10 protein-coding genes and 1 pseudogene are annotated in these 13609 nt (G+C 44.3%); 1 reads left to right on the top strand and 10 read right to left on the bottom strand.

Features of this window, described 5'->3' with window-relative positions; translation table 11 throughout:
* Positions 1-428: pseudogene (locus tag RDS42_RS06395) on the bottom strand (BMP family ABC transporter substrate-binding protein); the annotation flags it as partial.
* Between the two features lie 199 nt (positions 429-627).
* Between RDS42_RS06395 and RDS42_RS06390 the strand changes: the two are divergent.
* A complete protein-coding gene (locus RDS42_RS06390) occupies positions 628-1737 on the top strand; it encodes a DUF362 domain-containing protein (protein WP_308782908.1) in 1110 nt (369 codons plus the stop codon).
* Positions 1738-1808: 71 nt separating this feature from the next.
* Here RDS42_RS06390 and ilvA read toward each other — a convergent pair whose 3' ends face one another.
* From ilvA to RDS42_RS06345, 9 genes are all read right to left on the bottom strand, one after another.
* Positions 1809-3020, bottom strand: a complete 1212-nt coding sequence (gene ilvA, locus RDS42_RS06385) for a threonine ammonia-lyase (RefSeq protein ID WP_308782907.1) — start codon at positions 3018-3020, stop codon at positions 1809-1811.
* Between the two features lie 26 nt (positions 3021-3046).
* Entirely contained in the window at positions 3047-3991 is a 945-nt protein-coding gene (gene ftsY, locus RDS42_RS06380; RefSeq protein ID WP_308782906.1) for a signal recognition particle-docking protein FtsY, read from the bottom strand.
* A 13-nt stretch (positions 3992-4004) separates the two neighbouring features.
* On the bottom strand, positions 4005-7565 hold the full coding sequence (smc, locus tag RDS42_RS06375) for a chromosome segregation protein SMC (protein ID WP_308782905.1): 3561 nt from the start codon (positions 7563-7565) through the stop codon (positions 4005-4007).
* A 9-nt stretch (positions 7566-7574) separates the two neighbouring features.
* Positions 7575-8246 carry a ribonuclease III gene (rnc, locus tag RDS42_RS06370; protein WP_308782904.1) on the bottom strand — a complete coding sequence of 224 codons (672 nt, stop codon included), beginning with the start codon at positions 8244-8246 and terminating at the stop codon, positions 7575-7577.
* A 3-nt stretch (positions 8247-8249) separates the two neighbouring features.
* Positions 8250-9302 carry a phosphate acyltransferase PlsX gene (gene plsX / locus RDS42_RS06365; protein WP_308782903.1) on the bottom strand — a complete coding sequence of 351 codons (1053 nt, stop codon included), beginning with the start codon at positions 9300-9302 and terminating at the stop codon, positions 8250-8252.
* Positions 9303-9389: 87 nt separating this feature from the next.
* Positions 9390-9893, bottom strand: coding sequence for an 8-oxo-dGTP diphosphatase (locus tag RDS42_RS06360; RefSeq protein WP_308782902.1), 504 nt, complete (start codon positions 9891-9893; stop codon positions 9390-9392).
* Entirely contained in the window at positions 9886-11742 is a 1857-nt protein-coding gene (locus RDS42_RS06355) for an ABC-F family ATP-binding cassette domain-containing protein (RefSeq protein ID WP_308782901.1), read from the bottom strand. Before RDS42_RS06355 ends, RDS42_RS06360 begins: the two co-directional genes overlap by 8 nt.
* 52 nt (positions 11743-11794) lie before the next feature.
* On the bottom strand, positions 11795-13153 hold the full coding sequence (locus RDS42_RS06350; protein WP_308782900.1) for an MATE family efflux transporter: 1359 nt from the start codon (positions 13151-13153) through the stop codon (positions 11795-11797).
* Between the two features lie 96 nt (positions 13154-13249).
* Positions 13250-13582, bottom strand: coding sequence for a hypothetical protein (locus tag RDS42_RS06345; protein ID WP_308782899.1), 333 nt, complete (start codon positions 13580-13582; stop codon positions 13250-13252).
* Between the last annotated feature and the right edge of the window lie 27 nt (positions 13583-13609).

The raw sequence follows: 13609 nt of genomic DNA, 5'->3' as shown, positions 1-13609 counted from the left end.
GTTTTTGGGGGAAGAATACGGGTCACAAAGCCAGGGACAGATACGGCGTCATAATATTTCAATACACTGACCCGCTTGTTCCCTTCTTCCACATAAAACTGATTCATATATTCATATGCCTTGATCGGATCACGGATTCCCTCATTAACATGGCTCTTTGCAAGACAGGACCATTTATAGGCAAATTCTGTATTTTCCCGAAGAATAGGCATAAAATTACCGGCAAATGCATTGCTCCTTCCTTCTGTTTTCGTTCCAACAATCTGATCGATGGGAATCTGTACCAGTCCCAAAGAGCGTTCTGAATAGGCGCCTCTGGCAGGAAGGATCTCATCAAGGACCTTCAGAGTCGGAGTTTCTCCTTTCACTAACCGCGCCTGGTAGTCTTTCTTTCCAAGTTTATATGCTTTATTATATTCTTCCAGCATCTTGATCTCATCCTCCAATGATATTTCATACTGTTCATCCATTTACTTTATCAATATACCCCAGAGTTTTAAGCTGTGCAAGCGTTAATATATTGAAAAAAACTGCCGTTCCCATACAGGATGACGGAATTTTCTTGCCAATCAATTCCATATGCTGTATTCTAATTATAAAGACATATTAAGGAGGTCTGGGCAACATATGGAAAAATCAAAAGTTTATTACACAAATATGAGAACCGGATTTAACAACAACCTTCTGGACAAATTAAAAAAACTGATCCGGAAAGCCGGTATCGAAACAATCGATTTTGACGGCAAATATACTGCTATCAAAATCCATTTCGGCGAACCGGGAAATCTGGCATTTCTTCGTCCCAATTACGCAAAGGCTGTAGCTGATGTAGTAAAGGAACTAGGCGGAAAACCTTTCCTTACAGACTGCAATACTCTTTATGTCGGCGGACGGAAAAATGCACTGGATCATCTGGACAGCGCTTATACCAACGGCTTTTCACCATTTTCAACAGGCTGCCACGTTCTGATCGCAGACGGCCTGAAAGGAACAGATGAGGTTTATGTTCCTGTAGAAGGTGCAGAATATGTAAAAGAGGCAAAAATCGGCCGTGCGATCATGGATGCCGATGTCTTTATCGCACTTTCCCATTTTAAAGGTCATGAAGCCACCGGTTTTGGCGGCACACTGAAAAATATCGGAATGGGCTGCGGCTCCCGTGCAGGCAAAATGGAAATGCACAGTGCCGGCAAGCCTCATGTAGATCAGGATCTCTGCATCGGATGCCACCGCTGCGAAAAGATCTGTGCTCACGATGCTCCACAGTTCACAGACAACAAAGCTTCCATTGACCATGACAAATGTGTGGGATGCGGAAGATGTATCGGTGTCTGTCCTAAGGATGCAGTTCTTGCTGCTTCTGATGAATCCAACGATATCCTGAACTGCAAGATCGCAGAATACACAAAGGCTGTTGTTGACGGACGTCCGGCATTTTACATCAACCTTGTGATCGATGTATCCCCTTATTGTGACTGTCATGCAGAAAATGATGCAGCCATTGTTCCGGATGTAGGATTTTTTGCTTCTTTTGACCCGGTAGCTCTGGATATTGCCTGTGCAGATGCCGTAAACAAACAGCCTGTGATCTCCAACACCTACCTTGCAGAAGCAGATCATGAAGGACATGATCACTTTGGAGCCATGTTCCCTACCACAGACTGGACATCCTGCATTGCACATGCCAAAAAGCTTGGCCTTGGAACAGATGAATACGAATTGATCGAGGTTAAATAAGCCCAAAACAACAAAACCGCAGATATGCTTTACTTAATAAGTAGATCATATCCGCGGTTTTTTATTGTTTTTTAAAGACTTGCCCGAATCACTCTTGGCTTACAGCCTGCGTCCTCCAGAGCTTTTACAATCTGGTTTTTATGTTCTGTTCCAAATGCTTCCATGGTTACTTTCAGTTCCACAGCAGCATTACGGTTTGTGGTAACAAACTGGTTATGATCCAGTTTGATCACGTTGCCCTGATTCTGCGCAATGATGGTCGCTACGCGCACAAGCTCTCCGGCTTTATCCGGTATCAGGACAGATACTGTAAATATACGGTCCCTCTGGATCAGACCATGCTGCACCACAGAAGACATGGTAATCACATCCATGTTTCCTCCGCTTAAAATGGAAACAACTTTTTTACCGGTAAAATCAAGATGGCGAAGAGCTGCCACTGTCAAAAGTCCTGAATTCTCAACGATCATTTTGTGATTTTCCACCATATCCAGGAATGCCATGATCAGTTCATCATCTTCAATGGTGATAATGCCGTCCAGGTTTTCCTGAAGGTACGGGAAAATATGCTCACCCGGAGTCTGAACTGCAGTACCGTCTGCAATGGTGTTTACATGAGGAAGAGTCACAACCTGGCCTTTTTCCAGAGAAGCCTTCATGCATGCTGCCCCTGCCGGTTCCACACCGATCACTTTAATATGAGGATTCAGAAGCTTTGCAAGAGTAGACACACCAGTCGCCAGTCCGCCTCCTCCAACAGGCACCAGAATATAATCCACAAGAGGAAGTTCCTGTACGATCTCCATGGCAATGGTTCCCTGTCCTGTAGCTACCGCCGGGTCGTCAAAGGGATGGATAAACGTATATCCTTCCTGCTCAGCTAATTCCAGAGCATAAGCGCAGGCTTCATCATAAACATCACCCTTCAGGATCACTTCTGCCCCGTAGCTTTTTGTTCTTTCCACTTTGATCAAAGGCGTTGTGGTAGGCATAACGATCACAGCCTTCACACCAAACTTATGTGCAGCATAAGCCACTCCCTGAGCATGGTTTCCAGCCGAAGCTGTGATCAGTCCCTTCTGTCTCTCCTCTTCAGAAAGTGTACTGATCTTATAATAAGCGCCTCTTACTTTGTAAGCGCCTGTCCGCTGCATGTTTTCCGGTTTGAGAAAAACCTTGTTTCCTGTAAGATCCGAAAAATAACTGCTTTTGATCAATTTGGTTTCCTGTGTGACTTTCTTTACAATTTCTGACGCTTCTTCAAAGCTCTCCAGTGTAAGCATAATTTTCTCCTCCTCGCTGTCTCTTATCAGTCTGCTTCTTTTTCATCTATATCAAACAATGCGTTTACAAAAGCATCTGCATCAAATTTCTGAAGGTCGTCGATACTTTCTCCCACCCCGATATATTTCACCGGAATGTCCAGTTCAGACTGGATTGCTACTGCAATACCGCCTTTTGCAGTACCGTCAAGCTTTGTCAGAATGATTCCTGATACATTTGCAACCTCTGCAAACTGCTTTGCCTGAGAAAGAGCGTTCTGCCCTGTTGTTCCGTCAAGAACCACCAGAGTTTCCAGATACGCTTCCGGATACTCTCTTTCCAGGATACGGTAGATCTTACGAAGCTCCTCCATAAGATTTTTTTTATTATGAAGGCGCCCTGCAGTATCACAGAGAAGCACATCTGCATTTCTTGCTTTAGCTGCCGCCACCGCATCATATACTACAGATGCAGGATCCGCACCGGACTGTCCTCCAATGATCTCTACGCCTGCACGGTCAGCCCACTGTGCAAGCTGCTCTCCCGCTGCCGCACGAAAAGTATCTGCCGCTGCAAGGATTACTTTTTTCCCTTCATCTTTCAGTTTTCCAGCAAGCTTTCCTACAGAAGTCGTCTTTCCAACTCCGTTCACACCGATCACAAGGACCACTGATCTGCGCTTTTCAAATTCATATTCCGTGCTGTCCACACGCATCTGGTCTTTAATGCTGTCAATAAGCAGCTGCTTGCATTCTGCCGGATTTTTGATATGTTTTTCAGCCACCTGTTTTTTCAGATTCTCCAGTATGGCAGAAGTAGCATTGATACCAATATCCCCCATAACCAGAATTTCTTCCAGTTCCTCATAAAAATCCTCATCTATACTGGAATATCCGCTGAAAATCGAGTCGAAACCCGCCACGATATTGTCTCTTGTTTTTGCAAGGCCGCTTACCAGCCTCTTAAAAAATCCTTTCTTTTCCTCAGCCATACTCAAGCCTCCTTTATTTACTCAACTGATTTTCTACAAGATCCACAGAAACCAGGGTAGAAACACCTTTTTCCTGCATGGTGATACCATAAAGTCTGTCCGCAGCATTCATAGTGCCGCGTCTGTGTGTAATTATAATAAACTGTGTATTTTTCGTCAACTTCCGAAGATAGGACGCAAATCTTCCTACATTAGAATCATCCAGGGCTGCCTCAATCTCGTCAAGAAGACAGAAAGGAGACGGCTTCAGATTCTGGATGGCAAACAGCAGGGCAATAGCAGTCAGAGCTTTTTCGCCGCCGGAAAGCTGCATCATATTCTGCAGTTTCTTTCCTGGCGGCTGTGATATGATCTTAATCCCTGCCTCCAGGATATCTTCATCTTCCGAAAGCTCAAGTGTACCTTTTCCTCCTCCAAAAAGCTCTTTAAACGCTTTATCAAACTCTCTCTGGATGTCATGGAATTTTTCTGCAAACTGTCTTCTCATCCCTTCATCCAGTTCCTGTATAATGCTTTCCAGTGTCTTTTCTGCCTGTACCAGATCCTCGTACTGACCTGACAAAAAGGTATGACGTTCCAAAAGTTCCTTGTAATCCTCAATAGCATTTACATTAACAGAACCAAGCTTCCGGATTTCATCCTTAATACGGGAAATATCTTTTTTCATTTCCTGACGGTCTGTTAGTTCCTCTTTCTGATAGGACAGCGCATTATTGGGAGTGATCTCATATTCCTCCCACATATAGGAAATCTGAGTTTCTCTCTGCTCCTCTACTTTTTCCGCCTGACTTTTCAGACGGAAACATTCTTTATCCAAAAGAGAGGTACGCTCAGAAAGCTGATCTCTTTTTTCAAAAAACGCCTTATGGCTTGTATTTTTTTCTTCCTTCTGCGCCTGTTTCTCATCTCTCTGACGCTGAAGCTCCTGATCCAGACTGCTGCAGGCATTTACTGCATCCTTTAGGTTCTGGATTCCTTCCTGCTTTCTTTTGGTTTCCTCTATACTTAACTTCAGGTTCTCTTCCAGTTCACGGCTTTCTCTCTGAAAAGCCTCCATTTCTCCTAAAAGACGGATCAGATTTTCCTGAAGATAATGTTCCTGTTGGGAGAGTCCTGCTTCATCCAGACGTATCTGCTCCAGCTCCTTCATTTTGGAAGCTTCGTCTGCTCTCCAGTCCTCCAGTTCTTTCTGTTTGGTCTCGATAAAAGTTTCCAGCTCTTTCTCGTCTCTCTGGGACTCTTCCAGTTCTTTTGCAATAGTAGAATGGTCTGCACGGATTTCTCCTGCCTGTCTCCGGAGTTCTTCTTTTTCCCGGTCGATCTGCTGATAGCTTTTCTGGATATTGGCTATTTTTTCATCCGTCTGTTCCAGATTCATTCTGGCTGTATTCTGATCCACATACTGCTGCCTGAGTTTTTCCTGAAAGTCTGCAATAGCATCACGAAGAACGTTCCTTCTGCTCCTATTATCTCCGATAGAAACCTGCAGTTCCTGAAGATCCTTTTTCAAAAGTCCCACACTGTTTTCCAGCTCTTCTATCTCTCTTCTTCTGCCCAGAAGATTACTGTTGTTTTTGAAAGCGCCACCTGTCATAGAGCCTCCGGGACTTAAAGATTCTCCTTCAATGGTCACCATACGAAGACTGTGCCTGTATTTTTTACCAATGGCAATAGCATGATCGATATGATCTACTACAAGTACTCTTCCCAGGAGATACTGCACCAGACTGTTATATTCCGGATCTGCTTTTACCAGTGTATCTGCAGTTCCGATCACACCGGTCTCTCCAAGGACTTCTCTCTGAGATATCCCTCCCCTTCCGCTTATGTTGGAAAGAGGTAAAAATGTAGCCCGTCCAAAACGGTTCTTTTTCAGAAAGCCTATCATCCTCTTGGCAGTTTGTTCATTGTCTGTAACAATATTCTGAATGCTTCCGCCTAATGCAGTCTCAATGGCAACCTCATAGTCTTTCTGCACATGAATGATATCTGCAACAACACCTTTGATTCCTGGTTCACGGCTTTTCTGTTCCATCACGCGACGGATACTGTTTCCATAGCCATCATATCTTTCTGTGATGTTCTTCAGAGACTCCAGCCTGGAGGCCTCTCTGTGATAAGCCGTCTGACCGATTTCCATCTGACGGCTCTGCTCCTTCAGCTTATCCTGAAGCTTCTGCACCTCCCCGTCGAGACGAATGCACTCTGCATTCATGGAATCAATGGAATGAGTCACACTGTCATATCGGCTCTGGGCTTTTTTTCTTTCTGATGCCAGTTCCTCTTCTTCCGTTTTCAGATGAAGGATTCTCTGGCTTACAGCCGCCTTACGGATATCCAGCTGTTCCATCATCGCATCAAAACGCTGAACCTTACCTTTTGTGGTAGCACGGCTGTTTAAAATCTCAATGATCTCATTTTTCCCATCTTCCACTGCCGCTGCACAGGCTGATGCTTCTGCCTGTATATTTTCCAGATGCTCTGTTTCCTCTTTCAGTCTTTGCCTTTGTCGGGCAAGCTTATCTCTGAGTTCTTCCTTTTCTTCCGAAAACTTTTCTTTGTCAGAGGTTCTTTTTTGCAGTTCTTCTCCTAAAGTTTCCAGGCGGTTTCTGTAATGGTCACTGTTCTGCTTTCCTGCAAGGATCTGTTCCTCCAGCACCTGGATCTGCCCTTCATGCTGCTGCCTTGTGAGGGCATTCTGCTGCTGCCGCTCTTTCAGTTCCTCCAGTCTGCTGTTCAGTTCCTCCAGTTCCTGCTCCAGCCGTTCATACTCAACCTTTGTCTGCTCATAAGCCTCTTTTGTTTCTTCAAGCTCTGACTCCGTATTTCCCAGCTTTTCTTCCAGCTCTTCCAGAAGCTTTCCGGTATGCTCGTAATCCAGCAGGAAAAGATTCACATCCAGTTCACGGAGTTCATCTCTTTTTGCAAGATAGATTTTTGCTGTTTCAGACTGTTTTTCCAGCGGTTCCAGCTGCCTGGTAAGTTCTGTCAGGATATCCGTTACACGTACCAGATTCTGACGTTCCTCATCCAGTTTTTTGATGGTTGTATTTTTTCTGCGCTTAAATTTTACGATTCCTGCCGCCTCATCAAAAAGTTCTCGTCTGTCTTCCGGTTTGCCGCTTAAGATCTTGTCGATCTGTCCCTGTCCGATAATAGAATAACCTTCCTTGCCGATACCGGTATCATAAAACATTTCCTGGATATCCTTCAATCGGCAGCTGCTCCCATTGATCAAATATTCACTTTCACCGGAACGATAAAGTCTTCTGGTAACCGTAACTTCGTTAAACTCTACCGGAAGCTTATGATCGCTGTTGTCCAGGGTGATCGCAACAGATGCAAAGCTCAATGGTTTGCGGAGCTCTGTACCGGAAAAAATAACATCCTGCATGTTTCCGCCGCGGAGCTGCTTGGCGCTCTGTTCGCCCAGAACCCAGCGTACTGCATCGCCTACATTACTCTTTCCGCTTCCATTTGGACCTACGATACCAGTTATTCCATTATGAAATTCAAAATTAATCTTCTGGGCAAAAGACTTGAACCCGTGTACCTCAATGTTTTTTAAATACATATGTCACCTTTATTTTTTGATTTTACGGATGGCCTGATAAGCAGCAGCCTGTTCAGCTGCTTTTTTTGTATGCCCCACGCCATTTCCCGCAGGTGCCCCGTTGATCCGCACTTCTACCTCAAACTGTTTATTGTGATCCGGTCCGGTCTCTCCGGTAAGGATATATTCTACCGGGTGTTTCCCGTCTTCCTGAACTAGCTCCTGCAGGATGGTCTTGCTGTCATAAAAGAGCTGCTTGTGCTCCATATCATTTAATATAAAATTCAATACAAACTCTTTTGCGTCAGCAAACCCACCATCCAGATAGATTGCCCCCAGCAGAGCTTCTGTGGCATCTGACACAATCGAATCTCTCGTCCTGCCTCCGGTCATATCCTCTCCCTTTCCAAGAAGAAGATATTCCGGCAGACCGAACTGTCTTGCACAATAGGCAAGGCTGGGCTCACAGACGAGACTGGCACGTTTTTTAGTTAGTTCTCCCTCTGGAAGCTGCGGAAAACGTGCATACAGCACATCACTGCTGATCAGTTCCAGTACCGCATCTCCAAGGAATTCCAGCCTTTCATTGCATCCCAGTTTTCCAAGTTTTTTTTCATTTGCATAAGAGCTGTGGGTCAGCGCCTGACGAAGCAGCTTTTTGTTGCGGAACTGATAACCAATCTTCTGTTCCAACTGTTCCATTCTCTATACCTCTTTCTCTTCTCTGCCCTGTGGATCTTCCGGATATACCGGAGGAATGATCCGTTCTGCTATTTTTTCGTTAATCTTCTGCTGCTTAAACTGTACGCACTGGAAAATGGCGTTTTTCATCTCCACTGCCTTTGCACTTCCATGGGTTTTGACCACAAGCCCCTTCAGGCCAAGGAGCGGCGCTCCGCCGTATTTGGTTGTGTCAAAATCTTTTAAAGTTTCTTTCAGTGCGGGTTTGATCAAAAGAGCACCTATCTTGCTTCTGAGATTTTTCATCATTCCGCCCTTGATCTTTTTGATCAGAGAGCCGCTGACTCCCTCATACAGCTTCAGGATCACATTTCCTACAAAAGCTTCGCAGACAATCACATCTGCATAGCCGGAGGGAATATCTCTTGCCTCAATACTGCCGATAAAATTAATCCCCTCTGTCTCTTTCAGAAGCGGAAAGGTCTCTTTTACAAGGGCATTCCCTTTTTCCTCTTCAGCACCGTTGTTGACAATGGCAACTCTGGGATTTTTGATCCCTACTACCTGTTCCATATAAATAGAACCCATCTTTGCAAACTGAACAAGATGAGAAGGTCTGGCGTCCACATTCGCTCCGCAGTCTATCAGAAGGCTTACCCCTTCCATAGTCGGGATCAGAGGAGCCAGAGGAGGACGCTCCACTCCTTTTGATCTTCCCACAAGTACCTGTCCTCCTACAAGGACTGCTCCTGTACTTCCTGAAGAAACAAAAGCATCAGCCTCTTTTTTCTTTACAAGATTTAATCCCACTACAATAGAAGAATCCTTTTTCTTACGGATGGCAAATACCGGGGGTTCCGCTGTTTCAATCACCTCTGAAGTGTGTATGATCTGTATTCTGTCCTGAGGATATCCCGGATATTTATCCAATTCTTTTCGTATCACGTCTTCGAGGCCGGTAAGGATCACAAGGATGTCCTCACGTTCTTTTACGGCTTCTACGGCTGCTTTTACGGGTTCTTCCGGTGCATGGTCGCCTCCCATGGCGTCCATGACTACTTTTACTAACTCTGCCATAATATGCCTCCTGTTAAAAATTCAAACTTTATCATACTAAATTTAAAGGGGTAAAGTCAAGATATGTACATAAATTCTATTAAATTGTCACTGTTTACAATCATACAAAATATCCGTTCCATTCAGAACAGCCTCCCTCAAAGAATCTCCCTGATAGCTGAGCTTAAGTGAAAAGAAGGGAGCATTTTCTTTAAGAAGTCTCAAAAAGATCTTATCTCCTTCCCAGAGGTTCAGATTTAGAAGTTCATCCTTTTTTACCCATTGCAGAATCCCCTCATTACAGTCTTTAAGCTCTCCGTAAAATTCATCTGCTGTATAAAGGCACATATATTCTGTTCCATAGCCTTCCTGAGTAAACGTGACGATACCCCGGAATTTCCACGAAGTTAAAATAAGCCCTGTTTCCTCACAGGCTTCTCTTAGAAGACAGTCTTCCGGGCTTTCTCCTTCTTCAAAATGTCCTCCGATGCCGATCCATTTATCTTTATTGACATCATTCTTTTTAGATACCCGGTGGAGCATCAGGAAGGCATCTTCCTTCTCTATGTAACACAAAGTCGTCATCGGGCTTTTGGTCTTTTTTTCATCCATTATTCTGTGCCTCGATCCTTTCTGCCAGATCGTTTAAATATACCCAGCGGTCCATTTTCTCTTCCAGAAGTGCCTCCGCTTCTTCCTTTTCTTTCGTCAGTTCGTTTAGCTTCCCGGAATTGGTGGCATTGGCCATGATATCTGCATCCAGTTTTTCGATCTTTGATTCCAGCTTTGCAATATCTTCATCGATCGTTTCGTATTCTCTCTGTTCCTTAAAAGAAAATTTCAGTTTTGTGGTACGGTTCTGTTTCCAGGTTTTTACAGACTCCTTTTCTACGGACTCAGCCTGGTTTCCAGTTTTTCCGGAACTGTTTTCCCGATTCTTGTTTTCAGAGTTCAACGCACCGCCTGCTGTATCTCCAAAGCGTCTCTTTTTTGATTCCAGATAATCAGTATAGCCGCCTTCATACTGTGTCAGATTTCCCTCCCGGTCAAATTCAAAAATCCTGTCTGCAAGGTTATCCAGGAAATAACGGTCATGAGAAACCGCGATCACAATTCCGGCAAAAGAATCCAGATAATCCTCCAGAATTGTCAATGTAGGAATATCAATATCATTTGTAATCTCATCCAGAAGCAGTACATTTGGCGCTGCTGCAAGGATTTTCAGAAGGTACAGTCTTTTCTTTTCTCCCCCGGAAAGCTTTTCTATGGGCGCATACTGCATGGAAGAATCAAAAAGGAACTGCTCCAAAAGCTTTGCCGCACTGATCAGTCCGTCTTTTGTAGGAATAAATTCTGCCACATCTTTAATATAATCAATAACCCTCTGACTGGTATTCATTTCCTCAATTTCCTGAGAAAAATATCCCATGCGAATAGTCTCACCTGTCTCCACGTAGCCGCTATCCGGTTCCAGCAGCCCTGCAATGATCTTAAGGAGCGTTGATTTTCCGCATCCGTTTGGTCCGATGATTCCAAGTCTCTGATTTTTCAGCACAATATAATCGAAGTCCCGGATGCAGATTTTTTCCCCAAAGCTTTTGGAAATGTGATGCAGCTCAATAGTTTTCTTTCCCATTCGGGTTTCTACAGAATCAATCTCTACACTTTTATCTCTCACCGGAGCCGCTCCGTTTTTCAAGGCTTCCAGCCTTTCCAGCCTGGCTCTCTGCTTGGTAGTCCTTGCCCGGCATCCACGCTTTGCCCATTCCATTTCCATCCGCAGAACACTCTGCCGCTTTCGCTCTGAGGCCATTTCCATTTCTTCACGCTCTGCCTTCATCTCCAGAAATTTAGAATATTTCGCCTCATAAGTATAGGTTTTTCCATGGCTGATCTCCAGGATCTTATTTGTAACCCGATCCAGAAAATAACGATCATGAGTCACCATGATCACTGCTCCTTTAAACCGGTTCAGATAATCTTCCAGCCATGCTGCCATTTCATTGTCCAGATGGTTGGTAGGCTCATCAAGGATTAAAAGATCTGTGGGATTGATCAGTACCCTTGCCAGAGCCACACGCTTCTTCTGACCTCCGGAAAGATGCTCGATTTCCTCCTCATGGTCTGCAATTCCCAGTTTGTTAAGAACCATGTGGGCATCTGTTTCCGGATTCCAGTCAGTCTCTCTCTTTCCTTCACTTACATAGGAAAGAATTGTCGCGCCCTCCGGAAACTGCGGATGCTGAGAAAGATAAGAAAGACGAAGCCCGTTCTGCCGGATCACCTGCCCCTCATCTGCCTCCTCCAATCCTGCCAGTATCCTTAAAAAAGTAGTTTTTCCTGTACCGTTAATGCCTATGATCCCAATCTTGTCCCCCTGGTGGATGCCTACGGAAATATCATCAAAGATCACTTTATCTCCATATACTTTAGTAATATGTTCCATATTTAAAATATTCATCTCAACACTCCTCTGCACCGCTGCACATCATATATACAGCCGGTTATCTTTGTCAATTTTCTGATTCTCTTACAGATTTTTCTGCTTTTGGAAAGCGTCTTATATAATAGATCACAAAAAGAACTGCTGTGATTCCCCAGGATACCGGATAACTGAGCATAATAGTTTCTATCCCCGGAAAAACAGGGAGAACTGCAAACATCCAGGTAATTCTGAGAATGCAGACTCCTCCACAGGTAAGGATCACAGGAACCAGCACCTTGCCTGCTCCCCTGAGAGCTCCGGAAAGAATTCCGATTGCCACATAAAGAAAATAAGACGGCATCAGGAATCTCATCATATAGACTCCTATTTCCACCACTCCATGATCTGTTGTAAAAAGCCGGTATAAAGGTTCCGCAAATACAACCAGAAGTCCGCTGAGTGCGATCGCCGCCGCATATGACATTCCCAGACAGACCAGTACGCTTTTCCTCATGCGCCTTGTTTTTCCCGCTCCATAATTCTGACCCACAAAAGTGGTAATTGAAATAGAAAAAGCATTTACCACCATCCAGAATACTGCATCGATCTTCCCAAAGGTTCCCCATGCTGCCACATGGTCAGTTCCCAGTCGATTGACAAATACCTGGATCACAATATTTGCCACGCAGTACATAGCCGCTTCAATCCCTGCCGGTACACCGATCCGCAATACAGAACGAAGTGAATTTCCATAGAAACGGATCTTTTTGAATTCCAGCTTAAAATTCCCCTGCCCTTTTACCAGCATTGCTGCAACAAGCACTGCACTGACTCCCTGGCAGAATATCGTTGCAATGGCAACACCTTCTACGCCCATGCCGCCAATCACTACAAGCAGAATGTCCAGCAGAATATTCAAAAGGCAGGCGGTTATCAGTACATACAAAGGACGTCTGGAATCTCCCATGGCGCGAAGGACAGCCGCGCCCATATTATATACAAGATTAAAAACCGTTCCTGCAAAATAAATATGAAGATATATTCGAGATTCATCCATTAATTCTGCCGGAGTGTTCATCATCTGTAAAATCGTGTCAGAGGCAAAAAATCCCGCCACACCGATTACCAGACCGGCTATAATAGAGAACGCAGCCGCTGTATGTATCGTGCGATCCAGATTCTTTCTGTCCTGAGCTCCATAAAACTGAGAGACGATTACAGCCGCGCCTGAGGTCAGGCCTACAAATACCTCTACAATAAGATTTACAACCTGGTTTACAGAGCCTCCAACTGCAGCCAGAGCTTCTTTACCCACAAAACGACCGACAACAATGGTGTCGGCCGTATTATAGATCTGCTGAAAAAAAGTTCCGAATACAATCGGAAAAAAGAATAATAACAACTGCTTCCAGATTACACCTTCTGTAATCTGATTTTTTTTATCCATTTTCAGACCTCCAAAAAATTCCTCTGCTATGAAGTATAGCAGAGGAATTCCTGAAAATCAATTTTTTGTTGTATGTCCGGATAATTTACAGATCCATCATCCCGGAATCTTAATATTATGTCTGCCTGTTCCATATCCGCCATGAGATAACTCTCTTTGCAGTTCCTGGATACGATACTGTTTATGATGCAATTTCTCTGAAGCTTCTGAAATATTTGCACTGCTGCAGATACTCCCAAGCTTCATCATCACAGCTCGTCTGGCATATCCGGCCGCAAGACTTATTTTCAGATATCCATACATAAGGAGGCAGCCGGCTTTGTGGAAAATTCCGTTTTCGTACCGGGAATGGCTTCTCAGATAAGCAGCCATGCCAAACACAACAATTACAGCAAAAGAAACAAGTGAAATCTGTTCTATAAACGTCATGATCACCGACCTACTTTATTATGATTC

This window comes from uncultured Blautia sp. (assembly GCF_902497045.1).
GTDB lineage: Bacteria > Bacillota > Clostridia > Lachnospirales > Lachnospiraceae > Blautia_A.
Note: the sequence above shows the minus strand (reverse complement) of the source record. Positions and strands in the feature narration are given on the sequence as shown.

What these genes read in the sequence shown, in the direction of transcription:
- smc (WP_308782905.1), bottom strand. Translation starts at nt 7,565, where the DNA reads ATGTATTTAAAAAACATTGAGGTACACGGGTTCAAGTCTTTTGCCCAG.
- RDS42_RS06360 (WP_308782902.1), bottom strand. Translation starts at nt 9,893, where the DNA reads ATGGATGAAAAAAAGACCAAAAGCCCGATGACGACTTTGTGTTACATA.
- RDS42_RS06350 (WP_308782900.1), bottom strand. Translation starts at nt 13,153, where the DNA reads ATGGATAAAAAAAATCAGATTACAGAAGGTGTAATCTGGAAGCAGTTG.
- RDS42_RS06390 (WP_308782908.1), top strand. Translation starts at nt 628, where the DNA reads ATGGAAAAATCAAAAGTTTATTACACAAATATGAGAACCGGATTTAAC.
- plsX (WP_308782903.1), bottom strand. Translation starts at nt 9,302, where the DNA reads ATGGCAGAGTTAGTAAAAGTAGTCATGGACGCCATGGGAGGCGACCAT.
- RDS42_RS06345 (WP_308782899.1), bottom strand. Translation starts at nt 13,582, where the DNA reads ATGACGTTTATAGAACAGATTTCACTTGTTTCTTTTGCTGTAATTGTT.
- RDS42_RS06355 (WP_308782901.1), bottom strand. Translation starts at nt 11,742, where the DNA reads ATGAATATTTTAAATATGGAACATATTACTAAAGTATATGGAGATAAA.
- rnc (WP_308782904.1), bottom strand. Translation starts at nt 8,246, where the DNA reads ATGGAACAGTTGGAACAGAAGATTGGTTATCAGTTCCGCAACAAAAAG.
- ftsY (WP_308782906.1), bottom strand. Translation starts at nt 3,991, where the DNA reads ATGGCTGAGGAAAAGAAAGGATTTTTTAAGAGGCTGGTAAGCGGCCTT.
- ilvA (WP_308782907.1), bottom strand. Translation starts at nt 3,020, where the DNA reads ATGCTTACACTGGAGAGCTTTGAAGAAGCGTCAGAAATTGTAAAGAAA.